The organism is Flavobacterium tructae (assembly GCF_002217475.1).
Classification (GTDB): domain Bacteria; phylum Bacteroidota; class Bacteroidia; order Flavobacteriales; family Flavobacteriaceae; genus Flavobacterium; species Flavobacterium tructae.
The window spans coordinates 103,712-127,154 of sequence record NZ_MUHH01000024.1 but is presented as its reverse complement, the minus strand read 5'-3'; the positions used below and the strand labels follow the sequence as shown (position 1 = coordinate 127,154).

Annotated in this window: 16 protein-coding genes; 6 read left to right on the top strand and 10 right to left on the bottom strand. The window is 36.1% G+C overall.

Annotated features, from left to right (window positions below):
* The 4 genes from B0A80_RS11880 to thrA form a co-directional block, all read right to left on the bottom strand.
* Positions 1-614, bottom strand: a 614-nt coding sequence (locus B0A80_RS11880; protein ID WP_133063720.1) for a hypothetical protein, incomplete at its 3' end; no start/stop codon positions are given.
* A gap of 202 nt (positions 615-816) precedes the next feature.
* A complete protein-coding gene (gene thrC, locus B0A80_RS11875; protein WP_089077401.1) occupies positions 817-2,106 on the bottom strand; it encodes a threonine synthase in 1,290 nt (429 codons plus the stop codon).
* A 192-nt stretch (positions 2,107-2,298) separates the two neighbouring features.
* Positions 2,299-3,219, bottom strand: coding sequence for a homoserine kinase (locus B0A80_RS11870; RefSeq protein ID WP_089077400.1), 921 nt, complete (start codon positions 3,217-3,219; stop codon positions 2,299-2,301).
* Positions 3,220-3,294: 75 nt separating this feature from the next.
* Entirely contained in the window at positions 3,295-5,742 is a 2,448-nt protein-coding gene (gene thrA, locus B0A80_RS11865; RefSeq protein ID WP_089077399.1) for a bifunctional aspartate kinase/homoserine dehydrogenase I, read from the bottom strand.
* 727 nt (positions 5,743-6,469) lie between these two features.
* Here thrA and hutH point away from each other — a divergent pair.
* The 4 genes from hutH (at position 6,470) to B0A80_RS11845 (ending at position 11,618) form a co-directional block, all read left to right on the top strand.
* Complete coding sequence (gene hutH / locus B0A80_RS11860; protein WP_017496502.1) at positions 6,470-7,984, top strand: histidine ammonia-lyase; 1,515 nt, start codon at positions 6,470-6,472, stop codon at positions 7,982-7,984.
* Positions 7,985-8,032: 48 nt separating this feature from the next.
* Positions 8,033-8,677: a DUF47 domain-containing protein gene (locus B0A80_RS11855; protein WP_017496503.1), complete on the top strand. Its 645-nt coding sequence runs from the start codon at positions 8,033-8,035 to the stop codon at positions 8,675-8,677.
* A gap of 31 nt (positions 8,678-8,708) precedes the next feature.
* Complete coding sequence (locus B0A80_RS11850) at positions 8,709-10,052, top strand: inorganic phosphate transporter (RefSeq protein ID WP_070906679.1); 1,344 nt, start codon at positions 8,709-8,711, stop codon at positions 10,050-10,052.
* Between the two features lie 156 nt (positions 10,053-10,208).
* Positions 10,209-11,618, top strand: coding sequence for an SMI1/KNR4 family protein (locus tag B0A80_RS11845; protein WP_089077398.1), 1,410 nt, complete (start codon positions 10,209-10,211; stop codon positions 11,616-11,618).
* A 60-nt stretch (positions 11,619-11,678) separates the two neighbouring features.
* Here B0A80_RS11845 and B0A80_RS11840 read toward each other — a convergent pair whose 3' ends face one another.
* The 6 genes from B0A80_RS11840 to B0A80_RS11815 form a co-directional block, all read right to left on the bottom strand.
* Entirely contained in the window at positions 11,679-12,995 is a 1,317-nt protein-coding gene (locus B0A80_RS11840) for a serine hydrolase domain-containing protein (protein WP_089077397.1), read from the bottom strand.
* Positions 12,992-13,609: an HAAS domain-containing protein gene (locus B0A80_RS11835; protein WP_070906677.1), complete on the bottom strand. Its 618-nt coding sequence runs from the start codon at positions 13,607-13,609 to the stop codon at positions 12,992-12,994. Before B0A80_RS11835 ends, B0A80_RS11840 begins: the two co-directional genes overlap by 4 nt.
* Positions 13,606-13,941 (bottom strand): PadR family transcriptional regulator, encoded by a 336-nt coding sequence (locus tag B0A80_RS11830; RefSeq protein WP_017496508.1) that lies wholly within the window; start codon positions 13,939-13,941, stop codon positions 13,606-13,608. Before B0A80_RS11830 ends, B0A80_RS11835 begins: the two co-directional genes overlap by 4 nt.
* Positions 13,942-14,353: 412 nt before the next feature.
* Positions 14,354-14,872: a DUF421 domain-containing protein gene (locus tag B0A80_RS11825; protein ID WP_070907130.1), complete on the bottom strand. Its 519-nt coding sequence runs from the start codon at positions 14,870-14,872 to the stop codon at positions 14,354-14,356.
* A gap of 118 nt (positions 14,873-14,990) precedes the next feature.
* Entirely contained in the window at positions 14,991-16,358 is a 1,368-nt protein-coding gene (gene rimK / locus B0A80_RS11820) for a 30S ribosomal protein S6--L-glutamate ligase (protein ID WP_017496510.1), read from the bottom strand.
* Positions 16,359-16,498: 140 nt separating this feature from the next.
* Complete coding sequence (locus B0A80_RS11815; RefSeq protein ID WP_017496511.1) at positions 16,499-19,045, bottom strand: ATP-dependent Clp protease ATP-binding subunit; 2,547 nt, start codon at positions 19,043-19,045, stop codon at positions 16,499-16,501.
* Positions 19,046-19,302: 257 nt separating this feature from the next.
* Between B0A80_RS11815 and gyrA the strand changes: the two genes are divergently transcribed.
* Both gyrA and B0A80_RS11805 read left to right on the top strand, forming a co-directional pair.
* Positions 19,303-21,951 carry a DNA gyrase subunit A gene (gene gyrA / locus B0A80_RS11810; protein WP_070906676.1) on the top strand — a complete coding sequence of 883 codons (2,649 nt, stop codon included), beginning with the start codon at positions 19,303-19,305 and terminating at the stop codon, positions 21,949-21,951.
* A 43-nt stretch (positions 21,952-21,994) separates the two neighbouring features.
* The gene (locus tag B0A80_RS11805) at positions 21,995-23,263 is read left to right on the top strand and encodes a tetratricopeptide repeat protein (RefSeq protein WP_017496513.1); all 1,269 of its coding nucleotides are present in this window, start codon (positions 21,995-21,997) and stop codon (positions 23,261-23,263) included.
* Positions 23,264-23,443 lie beyond the last annotated feature (180 nt).

Below are 23,443 nucleotides of genomic sequence, written 5' to 3'. Positions count from 1 at the left end.
CTGTTAGACAGTCCATCCTTAACTTTATCCGCATCTAATTTTCTATAAGCACTAATTTGATTTCCGATATAGATTACAGAGAATATGGTAATTAATAATATATTATCATTTATAAGTTTTTGATTTTTAAAAAGAGTACTGGAAAAGTAAATTACAGATAAAAAGAGAAATGCGTAAAATAACTTTATATCTTGTAGTTCGTAAGTTTTGAAGCCAAAACTTTTAGTTAAAATTAGACTAGTAATAATTTCAATAAAAAGTAATAAAAATAGTGGTACGGGAAAGGTTGATAAAATACGCCATATCCTTTTCTGTCGAGGTTTAATTTCTTCTCCCTCTTCGATGTTATTATTTTCGACGATTTCTTGATTGCTCTTTATTTTTTCATCTTTTTTTATAAAATCTGTATGATTAATAAGCCGACTATAAGCAAACACATAAAGTGTTGATGCCAAGAGAACAATTGTTGGTAAGAAAGAAAGTAAAATCTCGGTATTACTTATGTAGTGATAAATATCTACATTAAATTCTTTGTAGTAATAATGTAAATTGCAGAAGCCAAAATATATTAAGCAAACTGTTATAATAGGTACATATTCGACAATTTTTTTCATTAATTATTATGTGTTTCGAATTTGTTACTAACTCATTTATTTCGCCTTCTTACCTTTTCAAATATATGTATTTTTTCTTGCCAATTTTTACGTATTCCCGTACTTGATACTTTTTATGTATTGATTCAAAATAATTAATAGTAATGCAATAAAAAAAGCGAGAAAAAAAATTTACTCGCTTTAATCGTTTATCATATGTTTTTTACCGCAAGAAACTCTTCAACTCCTCATAACTCCCAATCTTCACACTAACTTTCTCCTCATTAATAACACTCTCAATTTGAGCAGGAATCGGAAGCGTAATCCCTAAAGCAGGTTCCACAACATCTAAGAATTTAATAGGATGTGCTGTTTCTAAGAAAATACCAATGGCGTTGAGGTGTTTCTCCAGTTCTTTCTTCAAACCTAGATACCCAACAGCACCATGCGGTTCTGCGATATAACCGTTTCTGCTATAAATATTTTTTAGAGCAACAAGGGTTTCTTCGTCGGTATAACTATAAGAAGAGAAGTCTTTTTCGAATGCTTTTAAGTCGTTGTTATACAATTCCTGAATGCGGATAAAGTTACTTGGGTTACCAACGTCCATAGCGTTAGAGATGGTTGCTTTAGAAGGTTTTGGGTCGTATTTTCCGTTTTCTAAAAATCTTGGTACCGTATCGTTTACGTTGGTGGAGGCTACAAAATGTTCAATAGGCAAACCTAATCTTTTAGCCATAATTCCGGCGCAGATATTCCCGAAGTTTCCACTTGGGCAAGAGAAAACTAATGGTTTGTTTTGGCTTTTCAACGCTTTGTAAGCAAAGAAGAAATAAAACATTTGTGGCAGCCAGCGCGCAATATTAATCGAATTGGCTGAAGTCAGGTTCTTGTGTGCTAAAGTTTCATCTAAAAAGGCTTTTTTCACCATATCCTGACAATCATCAAAAACACCATCAACTTCTAGTGCTTTTATGTTTTGTCCTAAAGTGGTCAATTGTTTTTCCTGAATGTCGCTCACCTTTCCTGACGGATATAAAATCACCACATCGACACCGTCAACGCCTAAAAATCCGCTGGCAACCGCTCCGCCTGTATCTCCGGAAGTGGCTACTAAAACCGTGTTTTTAGCGTCTTTATTGTCTCTGTTAAAATACCCCAGACAACGTGACATAAAACGTGCTCCAACGTCTTTAAACGCCATGGTTGGGCCATGGAATAACTCTAAAGAGTAGATTCCGTCTTCGACTTTCACTACCGGAAAATCAAAAACCAAAGTATCCGCAATGATTTCTTTTAATTTGTCTGCCGGTATTTCATCACCAACGAATTGTTTGATCGCTTCAAAAGCAATGTGTTCGTGGCTTAAATTTTCAATTTCATCAAAAAAAGATGGGTCTAAAGGAGTGATGTTTTCCGGGAAATATAATCCTTTATCACTCGCGAGTCCTTGCATTACGGCTTCCTTAAACGAAACCTTTGGGGCGTTATGGTTTAAACTGTAGTATTTCATTTTTTTTAGAGCTTTAGGCTTTAGGCAGTAAGCTTTAAGCTTTTTGCCTCGTATACAATTGATAGCCTTTAAATTAATCAAATATTTTTAATCGTATTTTTTGTCAGGCTGAGCGAAGTCGAAGCCTGGGCAAAGAATTACGCAAAGGTTTTAAGCTTATTGTCTAAAGCCTATTGCTTAAAGCGTCCCGTCCTAAAGGACGCGGACACCATCGGGATTAATCTTCGAAACGTGAATTTCATACGGTAAATTCATTTTCTCGTAAACGTCACTCATGGCTTTGGCTATTTGGTTTGCGGTTTCTTCTCCACGGCTTAAGGCGAAGATAGAAGGGCCGGAACCTGAAATACCGGAGCCTAAGGCGCCATTTTCGTAAGCGGTTTGTTTGATCTGGTCGAACCCCGGGATCAAAACACTTCGTAAAGGCTCCACAATTTCGTCATGAAGCGAACGTCCGATTAAGTCGTAATCTTTGGTGTATAATCCGGCGACTAATCCGCCTACATTTCCCCATTGCATGATGGCACTTTTAAGAGAAACGTTTTGTTTTAGTACCGAACGCGCATCCGAAGTTTTCAATTCGATTTGCGGATGTACCACCGTAGCGAACAATTCTTCGGGGCTGTCAATTCGGATAATGTCTAAGGGAGCATAACTTCTTACGAGTGTAAATCCGCCTAAAAGGGCAGGAGCGACATTGTCGGCATGTGCATTTCCGCTGGCCAGTTTTTCACCCTGCATGGCAAATTGCACCAAATCTTTACGAGAATATGGACGTCCCAGAAGCTCATTGATTCCAAAAACCGCTCCGGCAGAACTGGCTGCGCTGCTTCCGATTCCACTTCCGGCTTTGATATGTTTGTAAATTTCGATTTCGAAGCCGCAATCTACGTCAAGTGTCTCCAACATGGCCAAAGCCGCAACACCTGAAACGTTTTTCTCCGTTTCTAAAGGCAAATCGGCTCCTTCAATTTTAGTAATTCGAACTCCTTTTTGAGCTACTTTTCGAACGATCATTTCGTCGCCCGCATTATCCAGGCAAAGTCCCAATACGTCAAATCCGCAGGAGAGGTTGGCGATAGTTGCCGGGCAAAATAGTTTTATTTCTTTCATTATTTAGTTGTTTCAGGTTTCAAGTTTTAAGTTTCAAGTTGCTGGAACCTGAAACTTGAAACTTGAAACAAAAAATTATATGTTTCCAATTCTAATTACATCCGCAAAAATTCCCGATGCGGTAACGGCTGCACCCGCTCCGGCGCCTTTGATCAATAAAGGCTGATCTACGTAACGATCGGTGTAGAACAATACGATATTGTCTTTTCCTTCCAGATTGTAAAAAGGATGCTCTTTCGGGATGAATTGCAGACCAACGCTTGCTTTTCCGTTTTCGAATTGTGCTACATATTTCAATCTGGAATCTTTGCTTAACGCTTCGTCATAGATTTTTGAAAAATGAGGAGCATGTTGCGTTAAAGAAGCAAAGAAATCTTCGTTGTTCGTTGTGGCAAGACATTCGGCAGGCAGGAACGATTCGTTGGCGATCGCGTCAATATCCATTTCATAACCGCTTTCGCGGATCAGGATCAGGATTTTACGGGCTACGTCTATTCCGCTTAAGTCAATTTTCGGATCCGGCTCTGTGAAACCTTGTACTCCGGCTTCTTTTACCACATCGTGAAAAGAATTGTCTTTATCGAAATTATTGAATATGAAATTCAGACTTCCGGATAAAACCGCCTGAATTTTATGCACTTTATCCCCTGAAGCGATTAAGTTTTTCACGGTATCAATAATTGGTAATCCCGCTCCAACATTGGTTTCAAATAAAAACGGAGCGTTGTACTGACGAGATAAATTCTTTAATTTTTTATAATTGTCATAGGCTGATGAACAGGCAATTTTGTTGCAGGTCACCACCGCAATACTCTGTTTTAAGAAATTTTCGTAGGTTTCAGACACGCTTGCATTTGCAGTAATATCAACAAAGATGCTGTTACGCAAGTTTAATTCTTTTGCACGGGCGATGAAAGCTTCTTTATTGGCATTTTCACCTTGATTTAAAGCCGATTGCCAGTCTTTTAACGAAATTCCGTCCTCGTCAAAAAGCATTTTTCGGGAATTGGATAAAGCGATCACACGAACATTGATTTTCAGGTTGTCTTTTAGAAACTTCCTTTGATTGTGAATTTGCTCGATGAATTTTTCACCCACGTTTCCAACACCCATCACAAACAAATTGAGCTGTTTGGTGTTTTCCTCAAAGAAGTTTTCGTGTAAAGTATTCAATGCTTTCTTAACGTCTCTTTCATTGATTACAGTTGAGATATTACGTTCAGAAGCCCCTTGTGCAATGGCGCGGATGTTGACATTGTTTTTTCCTAAAGTGCTAAACATTCTACCACTTAAACCCTGATGATTCTTCATGTTTTCGCCCACCAAAGCGATAATGCACAGGTCTTTTTCGACAATACAAGGATCAATTTTGTTTTGTGAAATCTCTACTTCAAAAGCTCTGTTGATGGCAGCCTCGGCATTTTCGGCATCCGAATTCAGAATTCCGATACAGATCGAATGCTCAGAAGAAGCCTGAGTGATAAAGATTACGTTGATTTTTTCCTGAGACAGTACTTCAAACAAACGTTTCGATGAACCTGAAACTCCAATCATTCCGGGACCTTCAAGGGTTACTAATGAAATATTATCGATATGACTGATTCCTTTTACTACGGTATCTTTTGACAAAACCTGATCTGAAATTAAGGTTCCTTCAGCTTCCGGTTCAAATGTATTTTTGATTAAAATTGGAATGTTTTTTCTTAAAACGGGCTGAATTGTTGGTGGATACAGCACTTTGGCGCCAAAATGCGATAACTCCATCGCTTCCTGATAAGAGATCGTTGCAATAGGGTGGGCCTGTTTAACAATTTTTGGATTGGCCGTAAACATTCCATTCACGTCAGTCCAGATTTCTAGTTGTTCTGCTTCAAGTGCTCCGGCAACTATGGCAGCGGTATAATCAGAACCTCCACGGCCTAAGGTAGTAGCAATTCCGTCAAGAGTTTGAGAAATAAACCCCGGAAGTATATTAATTTTAGACTGATTTTCGGCAAAATACGTTCTTATCAATTGGTTGGAAACTTCGAAATTTATAACGGCTTTTCCAAAGTTATTGTTGGTTTTAATCAGTTCGCGGCTGTCTTTGTAAACCGCATTTTTATCGATTTGCTGATAGGCCTGTGCAATGATGTAAGACGAAAGCAGCTCTCCAAAACTTAAAATAGTATCGGCAGTTCTGGGAGATAACTCACCAAGTAAGAAACAGCCGTCTAACAAAGTTTCTAAATGATTGATGATTCTTTTTACATGGCTCAGCAAACTGCTTTGTTCGCTAACCGGAATCAATTCTTTTAAAGTGTCAAGGTGTTTTTTCTCGATTTCGGCAACAATTTCTCTGAAGCTTTCGTCATTTGCTGCTGCTTTTGCTGCTGCCAATTGCAGTAAATCAGTGACTTTGCTTAAGGCTGATACTACAACAACCAATTGGTCCTGCTTCGATTTTTGATTGATTATTTCGAGAACTAGTTTTATATTTTGTGCATTGGCAACCGAAGTTCCGCCAAATTTTAATACTTTCATTTTTGATGTTTTTTAATAAGCCGCAAAGATTTTTAGTAACAAAGGTTCAAAGGTTATCAACTGTGAACTGAAACTGAAAACTGCGACTATTTTTTTCTTTGTAAATGTTTTTTATGTATCCAATAACTCTCTTCTTCTTAGAAAAAAGTACTAGGTAACCTGAGTGATATGTAAAATGTATACCCCTAAGGGGTAGTAATTGTTGTAGTTGAAATTGTAATAGCAGCGATTGCAACTCTGGTTTGAGTTGTTAGTGTAGAATGATATTTTACGCTGTTACTTTTCATTTTGGTTTTTCAAAAGTACAGTTTTTTATAAAAGTTAAAAATCTTTGAGGTCTTTTTATGAATATTTTAAAAATTCAAAATTCGGCAAATCAATATTGAGCTTTTTGTCAGAATTGTGTGTGTTAAATTGATGGATTCATATAATTATTGGAACTTATCTTTAAAAGAGATGTGCTTAATAGTCTGATTTTTAATCTTGAAAAACATCTAAAAACGTCATTAGTCTATAAAATCGGTAGGAATTAATTGCTTTTGTCGTTTTCTTGTTAAAAAATAGAAGAGTTCTTTTATGATAAAAAGAGGCCCTTGGTTTTGCCGGATTACTATTGTGAAAAGAGCAAAATCGGGGAATTCGTGAGAATCATTTTTTAATTATTAGGAATAAATGTTGCTTTTTAATATTGATTTGCTGAATTTTGAAGTCTTAAATTTTAAACAGCATGAAAGAAATCCATTATATCAGCACAGAAACCCTAAGTTTAGAAGCTTTACAGGAAATTATTGTCAATCAGAAAACGCTTGAATTATCAGAAGAAGCAAAAGTAAACGTTCAAAAATGCCGTGATTATCTCGATAAAAAAATGGCTTCACATTCTGAACCTATTTACGGAATCAACACTGGTTTTGGCTCGCTTTGTAATGTGAAAATTTCGAATGAAAATTTATCTCAGCTTCAGGAGAATCTTGTGAAATCGCATGCTTGCGGAACAGGAGAAGAGGTTCCGGCTGAAATTGTAAAATTGATGCTGTTGCTTAAGATACAATCTTTGAGTTATGGACATTCAGGAGTTCAATTGCAGACTTTAGAGCGCTTGGTAGATTTTTACAATAATGATATTCTTCCGGTGATTTATACTCAGGGATCCTTAGGGGCTTCGGGAGATTTGGCACCTTTAGCACATTTATCGTTACCTTTATTAGGTGAGGGTGAGGTTCTTTTTGAAGGTAAAAAAACAGCCGCAGCCGAAGTTTTAAAACACTTTAACTGGGAGCCAATTGTTTTACAGTCTAAAGAAGGTTTGGCTTTGTTAAACGGAACTCAGTTCATGAGTGCTTACGGAGCACATATTTTATTAAAAGCTTATAAATATTCTTATTTGGCAGATTTGATCGGAGCTATTTCATTAGAAGGTTTTGATGGAAGAATTGAGCCTTTTAATGAATTGATCCATTTTATACGTCCTCACAAAGGACAGATTGTAACGGCACAGCGCCTTACTGAATTTTTAGACGGAAGTGAGATTATTGCTCAGGAGAAAAAACACGTACAAGATCCGTATTCTTTCCGTTGTATGCCTCAGGTTCACGGTGCTTCAAAAGATGCGATTGATTATGTTAGAAAAGTATTCAAAACCGAAATTAACTCTGTTACCGACAATCCTAATATCTTCATAGAAGCAGATCAGATTATCTCAGGAGGAAATTTCCACGGACAGCCTTTAGCTTTAGCACTGGATTTTATGGCAATTGCTTTGGCAGAGTTAGGTAGTATTTCTGAAAGAAGAACGTATCAGTTAATTTCAGGATTGCGTAATCTTCCGGCATTTTTGGTGGATAATCCGGGATTGAATTCAGGATTTATGATTCCGCAATATACAGCGGCAAGCATCGCAAGTCAGAACAAACAATTGGCTACACCTTCGAGTATAGATAGTATTGTTTCAAGTAACGGACAGGAAGATCACGTGAGTATGGGAGCAAACGGAGCTACAAAAGCATTGCGTGTTATGGACAACCTGGAGCGTATTTTAGCCATCGAATTAATGAACGCTTCACAGGCGATTGCTTACAGAGAGCCTTTAAAATCAAGTGATTTTATTGAAACATTCTTAAGCAGTTACAGAGAAGTGGTGCCTTTGGTTAAAGAAGACAGAATCCTGCATTATGATATTAAAAAAACAGTTGAATTCCTTGACAGTTTTCAAATTGAAAACGATTTGTTAACAATGGCTTAACATGGCAAAATAATATTGAAGTAATTTTGCACTATCAAAAATATAAAAATGTCAATAAACAGTATTTTCCAATTTTTAGTGCCGAAAGACAAGAAATTCTTTCCACTTTTTGAAGAGGCTTCAAGCAATTTAATTGAGTTAGCTTCTAATTTACACGAAGCTGTAAACCTTCCATTGAAAGAAAGAGAAGTTCTTTTTCAAAAAATAGATGAATTAGAGCAAAAAGGAGAAGACATTACACGTCAAACCAATCTTGAATTGAGTAGAAATTTTATTACTCCATTTGACAGAGAGGATATTCATACATTGATTACTTCAATTGATAACGTTGCCGATTACCTTCATGGTGCGGCAAGCAGAATGAAATTATATCAGGTAGATAAGATTACAAAGTCAATCAGAAAGATGACTGAAATTAACCTTGAAGCTTGTCAGAACATCGATAGTGCTGTAAAAGAGTTAAGTAACTTAAAAAATATGAACATTATCAAAGAAGCTTGTGCCAGAATTAATAAACTGGAGAACAAATCGGATAACGTTTATAACAAAGCAGTTTTTGAAATTTTTGAAAACGAAACAGACGCAAAAAACATTATTAAGTATAAAGAAGTGTTATCTGTTTTAGAATCAGCAACAGACAAATGTAAGAGTGTTGCGAACATACTGGAATCTATTTCTGTAAAACATTCTTAATTCAATTTATTTCATTCTGAAGTTATAATTTATGACGCTACTTATAATTATTATAGTATTAGCTTTAATTTTTGATTACATCAACGGTTTTCATGATGCGGCAAATGCTATAGCGACTGTTGTTGCGACCAAGGTTCTGACGCCTTTTCAGGCCGTTCTTTGGGCAGCATTTTTTAACTTTCTGGCCTATTGGGTTTTTGGATTTGGTGTTGCCGATACCGTTGCTAAAACAGCACACACCATGGAAATTAACCTTGTTGTAATCCTCGCAGGAGTTATTGCAGCTATTTGTTGGAATTTATTGACTTGGTGGTTAGGAATTCCTTCGAGTTCTTCTCATACACTGATTGGTGGTTTTGCCGGAGCAGCAATTGCTCATGCGATCGCTGTACATGGATTTTCAGGATATGTGGGCGAAGACGGAACAACGCATTACTGGTACGAAATCGTAAGCTGGTATAAGGCAGGTAAAGAAGGAGCAATGCCTTCAGGAGTACTTATTATTATCGCTTTTATTGTATTGGCACCATTATTAGGAGCATTAGCTTCTTACTTGATTTCGATCTGGTTGTTGAATGCTTCACGTAAAAGTATTGGACCAAAAATATTTACTGTAGCACTGATGATTGCGACAATCTGGATGGTGAGCAGTTTAATGATTCCTTATTCAGAGATTGTTGAGCATGGAAAACCACGTTTTGAATCTCATTTTTGGAGTGTAGCTTTTGATCCGCATAATATTAAATGGTTTTTAGTTGCTTTTATCATCTTAACCGTAAGTTTGTTTTGTTTGATATTCAGTAGTTTAAATCTTCATCAGGCAGATGCTGCTTTGAAAAAAATGCAATTATTGTCTTCTGCGGCTTTTAGTTTAGGTCACGGAGGGAATGATTCTCAAAAAGTAATGGGTATTATTGCGGCTGCAGTAGCAGTTTATATCAACACTAATCCTGGTGTGCATATGGATTCCTGGTTAGATGTTGTTTTACCAAACGATGATTTAGGTGTAAAAGGAGTAATGCCGGGCTGGATTCCTTTGGCTTGTTATTCTGCAATTGCAGCGGGAACTTTGAGTGGTGGATGGAAGATTGTAAAAACAATGGGTTCTAAAATCACAAAAGTAAGTTCGTTTGAAGGAGTTGCAGCTGAAACTGCAGGAGCTTTAACGCTTTATTTTACAGAGCACTTAAAAATTCCGGTAAGTACAACACACACGATTACGGGTTCTATTATTGGAGTTGGATTAACAAAACGTGTTTCTGCTGTTCGTTGGGGAGTTACCGTTAGTTTAATCTGGGCGTGGATATTAACCATTCCAATTTCGGCAATATTAGCCGGTTTGGTTTACTTTGTATTAAGCGTGTTTATTAAGTAAAATGATTATTGTAAAATGTGAGGTGTAAACCGCATTTTTTTAAAATATTTTAAAGCCGATTTCAAATTGAAATCGGCTTTTTTGTTTGGTATGACGGGTTGTTTTGAAATTATAATGTATTTATATTTACTTAAAAAATAAAGAAAGTAATACAGATTGGAAACAGACCTATTGAATCAGATAGAAAGAATAAAAAGAAAGTTGATCCTGGCGAAAAATGCAGACAAAGATTTAAAAGTTTTTGGTGCAGACAGTCATAAATATACGATTGGAAAAACGGTTAGTGCCGATCAGATTACCCGTTTTGAAACCGAGTATGATTTGGAGCTTCCGGAGGATTATAAAGCCTTTTTGCTTCATATTGGTAATGGTGGGATTTCGTATGAGAATTCTGCTGCAGGACCTAGTTATGGGATATTTCCGTTCGGTAAAAATCTGGAGGAATTTGTCTATAGTAATCCCGAAAATTGCTTAAAACAGGAGTGTAGAATTTATCCAAAAATGAGTGATGAATTTTGGGCAGAACTGACGCAAAATATTGAAGAGAATGACGATATTTCTCAAGAAGATTTTGATGAAGAGCTCGGTAAAATGTTTGCCGGAATACTGCCAATTGTGAGTCAGGGCTGTTCGTATTATTACGGGCTTGTTTTAAATGGAGAATTTAAAGGACGGGTGGTTAATATTGATATCGACAGGCAGAAACCCTTTTTTACTTTTGAATCTAATTTTTTAAATTGGTACGAACGTTGGCTTGATGGAATTATTCCTGAAAATACAATGGCAAAGGAACCAGATTTGTTTCGATATACATTAGGCGGATTGTCAGCTTACATTTTAGAAGTGTATTTTTCGGCAGAGGATGATGAAACTAAAGAAGAATGTCTCAACGGAATCTTAAAAAAAGAGGCATTGGATGCTGAGACTTTTAGTGTTTTAGAAGAACAGTATAAAATAAGTTCAGGAGAAATTCAAAAAACAATACTTCAAATTCTTACTAAGTTTGATTATGAAAGGGCAAAGCCTTATTTAGTCGATTTTTCTAAACAGAGTTTGTTGACTGTGTTTCAGTTTGTATTTTGGTACGCAAAAGGCAAAAGTGCAGACTGGTTAGAGTTTATAAAAGCAAATGTTGATACGATTGAAGATGACGAAACGTTTAGATTTTGTACGTATTTGTTAAAAGAAACAAAGTTGGATTATGGGGCTATTATCATTCCATTTACGTCTAATAAAAGTGAAGAAGTAAAAGTGAGTGCTTATTATTCACTGGGACAATTGAAGAACAAAAGCAAGTATCTGGATGTTTTTATTACAGGTCTGAATGACAGCTCAAACCGGGTTATTCATACCGTTTTGCAGGCGTTAGATGGAGTAGAAGACCGAAAACTTTTGAAGCATTATAAAGTGATTGCTGAAAAATTTCCAAAAGAAAAAGATTATATTTTGGTAAATCTAAACCATAGATTAAAAATATATGGTTTGACGAATGAAACGATTAAGAAAATTAATACTGATTTTGAAACCGATAACCAGGACAAGGAATGGTATCAATTTTGGAAATAAAAAAAGCTGGTTTCGATTCAGGAAACCAGCTTTTTTGTTTTTATCAGCAAGTAGAAAATTTTATTCTTTTGTAAACAAATAATCTTTCCCACCTTGTTTTAGGGTCATTTCTTTCTTCTCAGAATTAAACTCTAGAACAATCCCCGCCGTGTCAAATTTAAAGATGTTTGTTGCAGCAGCTTCCATGGGAAAAGAGGGTTGACCTGTAGCCTGAGCAATTAGAACATTGTTCTTTTGGGAAATAGTAATTTTTAGCGGAATCTGAGGGCTGCCGTAAGTTCCGGCATATAAATCCAGAGTTGTGGATGTGATCTCAACAGTGCTAAAAACCGGCATTGTAAAGGGTCTGTTGAAATACGAATTCAGTGCGCATAACATGATATTGTTGTTGTCGTAGTCCATTCCATTGGAAGTTAGGGTTAAAGCTAGTTTTTCATTTGGGAAATAGCCTGCCACAGATCTGAAACCGTCAATTCCTCCAGTATGTCCGTAACTTTTTCTTTCGTAATACGGAAACTCAAAAAGCCCCATTCCGAATTTGTCCTTAATAGTTTTCATTTGATTTAAATGCGCTATAGAAACTACTTTTCCGGCAAAAAGACTTTCAAAGAAAAGGTTCAAGTCAGTCGGATTAGAAACCACAGCTCCGGCTCCAAGCGGAATTGAAGCATCTGTTTCGCTTTCTTTGTTCCATTTTCCTTCAAGGGTATAAGAATTACATTCGTTGTTGTTCAGGTTGATTTTACCTCCCAAATACGTACTTTTTAGATGCAAAGGCTTTGTGATCTTCAAGTTTAAAATTTCGCCATAAGACTTCTTGTAAATGTCTTCCAATATGTATGACAATAGTATGTAGTTGGAATTGCTGTACTGGCCTTTTGTATCAGGTTCAAAAACGATGGCCCCGGCAGAAATGCGTTCAATCATTTTGGCTCTGGACTGAAACTGAGTGTTCCATTTTAAGTAATCGTCATCGTTGGTAAAATCATGTATACCGCTTCTGTGGTTTAATAAATGGCTAATGGTAATGGTTTTGGCATTTTTTACCGTTGGGAAATACTTGTCAATCGTTTGGTTTAAATTGATTTTGTTTTCTTCTACCGCTTTAAAAATTAAGGATGCTGTGAATGTTTTAGAGATCGAGCCAATTCGGTATTTGGTCTGGATACTTGATTTTTTTGCGCTGGCAATGTCATCAAAACCAATAGATTTAGTGTAAATTGTTTTTCCGTTCTCAGATATGGCGATGCTTCCCATGTATTTGCTGTTCTTTTCTAAAAGAGTAAACAGACTGTCGAGTCTTTTGGAATTGAAAGTTTGGGAAAAACCGCTCGTTGTGATAAGAGCGATGAAACAGATGCTGGTGATTTTTTTCATAAAGCTGTTTTTTGATTGATTGAATTTTTGAGTTTTAATAATAGGGTTATAATAAAATAAGACAATAGGGTTAACAATAACAGAAAAGGAATAAACCAGTGACCAAGAGCTTCATAAGCCTGGTTTTTAATTTGGTCTTCAGGACTCATTATGCCAAGTACAAAAACCGAGAAGGACTCTTTTTGCATATAAAGACCTACTTGAGTAGGATTTAGGATTTTTGCAAAAATCAGGAATACAAAACCAAACAAGAAGAGGTATAAAATCGAGAAAAAGATGTATGAAATACCATTGGTAATGTTTAATGCCAAAGCCTTGAAAACATGAACAGGGTTGAAGGTTTTAGTAGCCTGTTCCAGTTTTTTATCGGCAATAAGAGGCTTTAAAACCTCTTCAGGTGAACCTAATTTTTCGATGCTGTCTAAAAGAGCATCCAGCTCGTTTGTATCGTTTCGGTGTTGAATGGTTTCAAAAATATGGCTGTTAAATTCCATATAAATGTCGTCCTGATCTATTTTGGGTAATGAAGCGGTTGTTTTTTTGATGCGCTTCATGTAATTGTTGTAAATGCGTTGCGAAGCTTTTTGTTCGAATTTGATATCTTCTATTCTCATTGAATGATTTTTTTAATTGATTTTTCGAGATTTTCCCAGTAAATATTCATTTGGCTCAAAGTGGCGATGCCGGCTTCGGTTAAAGAATAGTATTTCCTTGGAATTCCGGTTTCCTGTTCGACCCATTTTGAATCTACGAGTTCTTCTGTTTTTAATCGGTTCATCAATGGGTATAGCGTTCCCTCTGCAATTTCTATTTCGGTATGTTTTCTTATTTGTTCGATAAGTTCATAACCATAGTACTCGTGATTTTTAAGCACATTAAGGATTATAAAGGTTAAAGTACCTTTCTTTACCTGAGACTTCCAGTTTGTTACAAATGTTTCGTTCATGTGGCTAATGTATAACAAAATACATAGTATAACAAAGTATGTAGTTAAGTTTTTTTGATGTAAATGTTTAATCTTTTGATTTTTAAATACTTATAATTGTGTTTGTTTTGGTGCTGAATTGTTACATTGCAAAGTGAGAGGACGGTGATAAAAAAAATCTATAAAATCTCAAGGTCAATGTTTAGCACATAGATACATAGTTTTGCGCTTGGAAAAGAATGTATATAGGAAACAGATTTCCTTCGCATGACTTAGGAATAGACTCAATAACTAAATGAAATCTGCCAGATCTCGTGCTAAAGTTTAATGTATAAAAGTGTAATTTTTTACGAATAGAGATGAATGTGTAAAGAAAACAAACTTCCTTTGCATAGCTAAAGCGTAGCAGCGACAGTTGCTGGTATTACTGGGGTTATTTTTGCAAATTCTTTCTATTGTGTTTTCGCTTGTAATGTGTTTGTTTAAGATTTTGTTTGTCTTTTGAAATAATGCTTATCGTGCCGTCAATTTCCAGCATGGCAAGTTTCACATCGGTTAAATGCTCAAGACCATGTTCACGAGCGGCTTCTTTTAGTTCTTCGTGTGAAATATCAAGTTTACTCAAAATTTTAAAATCCAATTCTCCATTATGAATCAGGATTTCAGGTTTGTCTAGTAGTAAATTGCTTAGACCCTTGTATTTGTGTGTTAGTTTTTTGATAATGTAGTTAATGATAAACAAAGCCAATGCAGCAACTAAGCCTCCCCAAAGACTGGTATCCGGACCAACCATGGCATTTTGAACGGAGTTACTAATTAATAAAATCAGAATAATATCGGCAGTGTTTAACTGAGAAAGTTCTTTTTTGCCGAAAATTCTCAAAGCAATAGTCATGAAAAAATAGACGGAGAGACTTCTTAAAATAATATCTAAATAAGAGGATAGTATCATTTCTTTTAGGATTTTTGGATTAAAAAAAAACTTTGTCAAAGTAAAACCTCAACAAAGTTGCTAAATTAATGCTTAGACATTAGGTCTAAATGAATATTTTTTATTGAAAAAGAAGCGATTATAATTTAAAGTTCTTTTCGATGGCTTTAATCATTTCGCCTGCAACATCTTTGTTGGTAGCGCCTTCAATTCCTTCAAGTCCCGGAGAAGAGTTTACTTCAAGTAATAATGGTCCTTTAGAAGAACGAATTATATCAACACCAGCTACTTTTAAGTCCATAGCTTTTGCGGCTTTTATAGCGATTTTTTTCTCTTCGGCAGTTACTTTTATGACAGATGCGGTTCCTCCCAAATGTATATTGGCTCTGAATTCACCCGGCATTGCTTCACGCTGAATGGCAGCTACCACCTTACCGTCGATAACAAAACAGCGAATATCTTTTCCGTTTGCTTCTTTAATGAATTCCTGAACAAGTATGTTGGCGTTTAGGCTCTTAAAGGCATTGATAACACTTTCTGCTGCTTTTTTGGTTTCAGCTAAAACAACACCTTTTCCCTGAGTTCCTTCTAGTAATTTTACGATTAAAGGAGAACCTCCAACCATCTTGATTAAATTGTCGGTATCGAGCGGAGAATTAGCAAATCCGGTCGTTGGAATATCGATTCCACTATTTAAAAGAAGCTGCAAAGAGTAAAGCTTATCACGTGATTGGGTAATAGCTGTAGCCGAGTTTAGCACAAAAACCTTCAATGCTTCAAACTGACGGGTTAAGGCGCAGCCATAAAAAGTAATGCTTGGTCGGATTCTTGGGATAATGGCATCAAACTGATTTAATATTTTTCCTCCGCGATAATGAATTTCCGGAGTTTTGGCGTCCAGTTTCATATAACATTCTTTGATGTTCAAAAAATGCATTTCATGTCCGCGCATTTCACCGGCTTCCATGATTCTTTTGTTACTGTACAATTCAGGATTACTGGCTAAAACTCCAATTCTTAGCCCTGAACTTGCTTTTTCAGAGTTTTGATAAAGTTCTTTTAGGGCTTCGGGGCTTGGTTGTCCTAAAAGATATTTTTCTTCGGGATCAACCAGTACACGTCCACTCATGGCTTCACGGCCTAAAAGCATTCGGAAACCCATAGAATCTCTGTTGGTCAGTGTCATTTCAATTGGCCATTTGATATCTCCAATTTTTAAATGCGTCTGAATGACATAACGATGTTCTCTAAATCCGCTTGAACTTTTTACAATTCTTTTGTCAACCAACGGGGCTTCACAGTGAATGATGGTTTTAATATTATTCTGAATTGGGTTAATGTCGAATTTTACCCAATTGGCATCATTTTTTATAAAAGGAGCTATGTTTATAGCGTGCATTGCCGAAGTTTTGGCACCGGAATCCACACGAGCCTTGATTGTCGGGATTCCTAGTTCTGGAAATGAGCACCATTCTTCGCTACCTAAAATGACTTTGTTTTGAAGCATACGTTGTTTTTTATTATAGAATTTAATGGCCAAAAATAGCTATTTGCTTTTATTAAAGGTAGCAAATTATTTAAAAAAAATACCCGTTATGTTATGAAAACGTAACGGGTGTGTTATTCTTGTTATAAATTTAAAGTAATCTATTGATTCGTTGGCTCTTCGGCTTTATGGATTTCTACAGAAAGTTCCTGAGAATCATCTTTAAGGTCCATTAAGATTTCATCACCTGAATGTATTTTTGAAGTGATGATCTCCTCGGCTAATACATCTTCAACATATTTTTGAATCGCTCTTTTTAGAGGTCTTGCGCCAAATTGTCTGTCGAAACCTTTTTCTGCAATAAAGGCTTTTGCTTTATCTGTAAGACTTAAGGTGTATCCTAATTCTGCAATACGAGTGTATAGTTTTTTAAGTTCAATTTCGATAATCAAATCAATGTCGGCTTTTTCTAAAGCGTTGAATACAATTACATCGTCAATTCTGTTTAAGAATTCAGGTGCAAAAGTTTTCTTCAATGCATTTTCGATAATGCTTTTTGAGTTTTCATCGGCCTGAGCCACTTTCGCAGCGGTTCCGAATCCTACACCTTGACCAAAATCTTTCAATTGACGCGCTCCAACGTTAGAAGTCATGATGATGATGGTGTTTTTAAAGTCGATTTTACGACCTAAACTATCCGTCAAATATCCGTCATCCAAAACCTGAAGCATCATATTGAATACATCCGGATGCGCTTTTTCGATTTCGTCTAAAAGAACTACACAGTATGGTTTTCTGCGAACTTTTTCAGTTAATTGACCACCTTCTTCGTATCCTACATATCCCGGAGGCGCTCCAACTAAACGGGAGATCGCAAATTTTTCCATGTATTCACTCATATCGATACGGATTAACGCATCTTCTGAATCAAATAATTCTTTTGCTAATACTTTTGCCAATTGTGTTTTACCAACTCCGGTCTGACCTAAGAAGATAAACGAACCAATTGGTTTGTTCGGATCTTTAAGTCCGGCTCTGTTACGCTGAATAGAACGTGCAATTTTTAAAACAGCTTCGTTTTGTCCGATTACTTTATTCTGAATCAATTCAGGTAATTGGGCTAATTTATTGCTTTCTGTTTGTGCAATACGGTTAACAGGAATTCCGGTCATCATTGAAACAACATCGGCTACATTGTCTTCTGTAACTTCAATTCGGTTGTTTTTAGAGTCTTCTTCCCATTGTTCCTGAGCAACAGCCAGGTCTTTCTCGATGCGTTTTTCATCGTCGCGAAGTTTGGCTGCTTCTTCGTATTTCTGTTTTTTAACCACCATGTTTTTCATTTCACGAACTTCTTCCAGTTGACGCTCCAAATCTAAGATTTGCTTCGGAACATCAATGTTGGTAATGTGTACGCGAGATCCTGCTTCGTCAAGAGCATCAATAGCTTTGTCTGGTAAGAAACGCTCAGACATATATCTGTTTGTTAATTTAACACAGGCTTCAATAGCTTCCTGGGTGTAAGTTACATTGTGGTGATCTTCGTATTTGTCTTTTACATTGTTTAAGATTGCAATTGTTTCTTCAACAGAAGTTGGTTCTACAATTACTTTTTGAAAACGTCTTTCAAGGGCGCCATCTTTTTCAATGTATTGTCTGTATTCGTCAAGAGTTGTAGCTCCAATACATTGGATTTCGCCTCTTGCTAAAGCAGGTTTGAACATGTTCGAAGCATCAAGTGAACCTGTTGCTCCACCAGCACCAACGATAGTGTGAATTTCGTCAATGAAAAGAATGATATCGTCGTTTTTCTCCAATTCGTTCATAACGGCTTTCATTCTTTCTTCAAACTGACCACGGTATTTTGTTCCGGCCACTAAGCTGGCAAGGTCAAGTGTAACGACACGCTTGTGAAAAAGAATACGGGAAACTTTTTTCTGAATAATACGCAACGCCAGACCTTCTGCAATAGCAGATTTACCAACTCCAGGCTCTCCGATAAGAAGAGGGTTGTTCTTTTTTCTACGGCTTAGAATTTGAGAAACACGTTCGATTTCTTTCTCGCGTCCTACAACCGGATCTAGTTTTCCTTCCTCTGCCATTTCTGTTAAATCTCTCCCAAAATTGTCCAGTACCGGAGTTTTGGATTTTTTGTTTGACTTATTGGCGGGATTGTTAAAACTACTTTCTTTAAGACTGTCATCTTGTCCTGAATCGTCATTATACGATTCGTTTCTTGGCAAGTTTTCTAAGAATTCTTCTTCGTTTGGAGTCATATTTAAATATTGTTCTTTAGCTATGTCATAATCTATTTTTAGTTTATTCAATAGCTTGGTTGTTGGATCGTTTTCGTTTCGTAAGATGCATAGAAGCAGGTGCGCTGTGCTAATTGACGAGCTTTGAAATACTTTAGCTTCCAGAAAAGTGGTCTTCAGGGCTCTTTCCGCCTGACGCGTAAGATGAAGGTTTTTCTTTTCGGCATTTACTTCAACGCTTTGATTGGCCGGACTCAGTATTTCTACTTTCCTGCGTAAATGATCTAAATCGACTGCAAGGTTATTAAGTATATGAATAGCTTTTCCGTTTCCATCTCTTAAAATGCCCAGCATTAGATGCTCAGTACCAATAAAGTCGTGGCCCAAACGTAAGGCTTCCTCTTTACTGTAGGTAATAACATCTTTTACTCTTGGTGAAAAATTATCATCCATAATATATAATTGGTATTGTAAATTTAGTGAATTACTGTTTGAAAAACAAAAACCGTACCCTTCAGGATCTCCTGACAGCTAAGTGACAAAAAAAATAACAATAAAAGCGTTAAAATACGCTTAATTTATTAACTAAAACGTAAAATAAAGTTGTTAATAAATCATTGAAATAAGTGTAGGTAAATAGCTGAAAAAATTTCAAAAAAACGTATCTTGGCACGCTTTGAAACTAATATAATTTTTTAATATAACAACTTATGTCTGAAGGAGAAAAGTTAATTCCTATTAACATAGAAGATGAAATGAAATCAGCTTACATCGATTATTCGATGTCAGTAATTGTATCGAGAGCGCTTCCAGATGTTAGAGATGGCTTGAAACCAGTGCATCGAAGAGTTCTTTACGGAATGTATGACTTAGGAGTAACATCAAGATCTGCCCACAAAAAATCTGCAAGAATCGTAGGAGAGGTTCTGGGTAAGTATCACCCGCACGGAGATACCTCTGTATATGATGCGATGGTACGTATGGCTCAGGAATGGAGTATGCGATATTTATTAGTGGATGGTCAGGGTAACTTTGGTTCTGTTGATGGTGACAGTCCGGCAGCAATGCGTTATACCGAGGCCAGAATGCGCAAAATCTCTGAAGATATTATGGCAGATATCGAAAAAGAAACAGTTGACTTTCAATTGAACTTTGACGATACTTTATATGAGCCTAAAGTAATGCCAACAAGAGTTCCTACTTTATTAGTAAACGGAGCTACAGGTATTGCAGTAGGTATGGCAACCAATATGCCGCCACACAATTTAACTGAAGTAATCAATGGTACATTAGCGTATCTTGATAATAATGATATTGAAGTTGACGAATTAATGACACATATTAAAGCCCCGGATTTTCCAACCGGAGGTGTAATATATGGTTATGAAGGAGTTCGTGAGGCTTTTAAAACCGGTAGAGGACGTATTGTAATGCGTGCTAAAGTTGGTTTTGAAGAAGTAGACGGAAGAGAATGTATTATCGTGACCGAGATTCCATATCAGGTAAACAAAGCTGAAATGATCAAGCGTACAGCTGATTTAGTTAACGATAAAAAAATCGAAGGTATTGCGAATATTCGTGACGAGTCGGATAGAAATGGTATGCGTATCGTTTATATCTTAAAACGTGATGCTACACCAAACGTAGTATTGAATACCTTATATAAGTATACATCACTACAATCTTCTTTCAGTGTAAATAATATTGCATTGGTAAAAGGGCGCCCACAGATGCTGAATCTAAAAGATATGATTCATTATTTTATTGAGCACCGTCATGATGTAGTAGTTCGCAGAACGCAGTTTGAATTGCGTAAAGCAGAAGAAAGAGCTCATATCTTAGAAGGATTAATTATTGCTTCAGATAATATTGACGAAGTAATTGCAATCATTAGAGGTTCTAAAAATACTGAAGAGGCCCGTGAAAAATTAATCGAAAGATTCAATTTATCAGATATTCAGGCACGTGCCATTGTAGAAATGCGTTTGCGTCAGTTAACAGGTCTGGAACAAGATAAGTTAAGAGCTGAGTTTGAGGAATTAATGAAGTTAATTGAACATTTGAAAGCCTTATTGGCCGATGTAAATTTAAGAACTAATTTAATCAAAGAAGAGCTTGAAGAAATCCGTGAAAAATACGGAGATGATCGTCGTTCTACAATAGAATATGCAGGAGGAGATGTAAGTATCGAAGATTTAATTGCCGATGAAAATGTAGTCATTACAATTTCGCACGCAGGTTACATCAAACGTACTAATCTTACCGAATATAAAACTCAGAACAGAGGAGGAGTTGGGCAAAAAAGTGCCGGAACAAGAGATCAGGATTTCCTTGAGCACATGTTTGTGGCAACTAACCACCAGTATATGATGTTCTTTACGCAAAAAGGAAAATGTTTCTGGATGCGTGTGTACGAAATTCCGGAAGGAAGTAAAACGGCAAAAGGTAGAGCAATTCAGAACCTGGTAAACATTGAAAGCGATGATAAAGTAAAAGCTTTCATTTGTACGCAAGACCTAAAAGATAAAGATTATATCAACAGCCATAATCTTGTAATGGTAACTAAACAAGGTCAGGTGAAGAAAACTTCTTTAGAAAAATACTCTAAACCAAGGGTAAATGGTGTTGCTGCCATTACGATTAAAGAAGGTGATGAGTTACTTGAAGCAAAATTAACCAACGGAGACAGCCAAATTATCCTGGCAGTTAAATCCGGTAAACTGGTTCGTTTTGAGGAAACCAAAACACGTCCTATGGGAAGAACGGCTTCAGGAGTTCGCGGAATTACTTTAAAAGACGATACCGATGAAGTAATTGGTATGGTAACCATCGATAGAGAAAATGTTAACGATTCACAAATCTTGGTTGTAACGGAGAATGGATACGGAAAACGTACCAAATTAGTAGACGATGATGGTGAAGATGTGTACAGAATTACAAATCGTGGAGGTAAAGGAGTTAAAACTCTTAACATCACCGATAAAACTGGTAAGTTGATCTCTATTAATGCTGTAACGGATGCGGATGATTTAATGATTATCAATAAGTCCGGATTAACAATTAGAATGGCTATTGAAGATTTACGTGTAATGGGTCGTGCAACGCAAGGGGTTCGATTGATTAACTTAAAAGGTAAAGATTCTATTGCTGCTGTAACAAAAGTTATGAAAGATGATGTTGCTGAAGTTGTTGTAGATGAAGACGGTAATGTTATTGAATCGGCTATTGAAAGAGTAAAACCGGATTTAGAAGTTCTTGAAGACGAAGGTGTAGTTGAAGATGAGGATGACGAGGATGAAGTTGCAGACGATGAATCTGAAGACGAAGGCGATTCTGATGACGAAGAATCTGAAGAATAATAGAAAATAAACCACTTAAAATTAAATACACAAATTGAATATTATGAAAAGTAAATATGTAATACTTGCGTCAGCATTATTGATTTCAGTAGCTACTTTTGCTCAAAAGGATCAGATAAAGAGTGCTGAGAAAGCATTAAAAGGCGGAGATGCTCATGGAGCACTTGCGATATTAAAAGATGCTGAAAACTTGATTGTAAATGCTAAAGATGTTGAACAAGCGCAATACTATTTTGTAAAAGGTAACGCTTATTTAGATTTAGCAAATAAAAAAGTAGAAGAAGGAAAGAATCTTTCTTTGGCTGCTGAGACTTATCAAAAATTAATTGATACTGAAAAAACTTCAGGAAAGGTTAAATTCTCTACTCAGGCGGCAGCTTCTATTACTGAAATTAAAGGAAAGCTGATCAATGCGGCTATTGCTGATTCTCAGGCAAGTAAACATGCTGATGGGGCGAAAAAATTGTATGATGCTTATTTGTTAGACAAAAAAGATACAATTAATTTGTACTATGCAGCTTCTACAGCAGTAAATGCTCAGGATTTTGATCTTGCTTTACCAATGTACGAAGAGTTGAAAAAATTAAATTATTCAGGAAAAGGAACAAGTTTTACAGCTGTAAATAAAATTTCTGGTAATGAAGATGGTTTTAACAATGCTAAAGATAGAGATTTAGCTGTAAAATTAGGAACTCACGAAAAGCCTAAAACAGAAGCTATCCCTTCTAAAAGAGGTGAAGTTTACAAAAACTTAGCTTTAATTTTAGTTCAAAAAGGACGTAGTGAAGATGCTAAAAAAGCGATTGCAGATGCAAGAAAAGCAAATCCGGAAGATTCTTCTTTGATCTTAACAGAAGCGAACCTTTACCTTGAGTCTAAAGACTATGAAACATACAAAAAATTAGTAGGTGAGGCTTTGCAGAAAGACCCAAACAATGCTGATTTAGTTTTCAACTTAGGAGTAATTAGTGCTAATGCAAAAAACACTGTAGATGCTGAGAAATATTACTTAAAAGCAATCGAAATCAATCCAAAATATGCAAATGCTTATCTTAACCTTGCAGCATTAAAATTAGAAGCTGAAAAACCAATCATTGATGAAATGAATAAATTGGGAACTACCGCTAAAGATATGAAGCGTTACGATGTATTGAAAGCACAAAGAGAGAATGTTTTCAGAGGAGTTATTCCTTACCTTAAAAAAGCAAATGAGTTAGATCCTAAAAATGAAGACGTTTCGAAAACTTTATTAGGGGTTTACAAAGCTTTAGAAATGACTGCTGAAGCAAAAGCATTGAAAGCTACAATGTAATTAACGAGAGTTAATACTCGATAATTTAAATTCCAAATCTTAAATTCCAAATTCCAATGATACTAAGTATTATTGGAATTTGGAATTTTTTTATTGCTATATGTGAAAAACTCAATACTTAAAAAAAAAAGAAATTCCAAATTCCAAAACTCAACGATACCAATTATTATTGGAATTTGG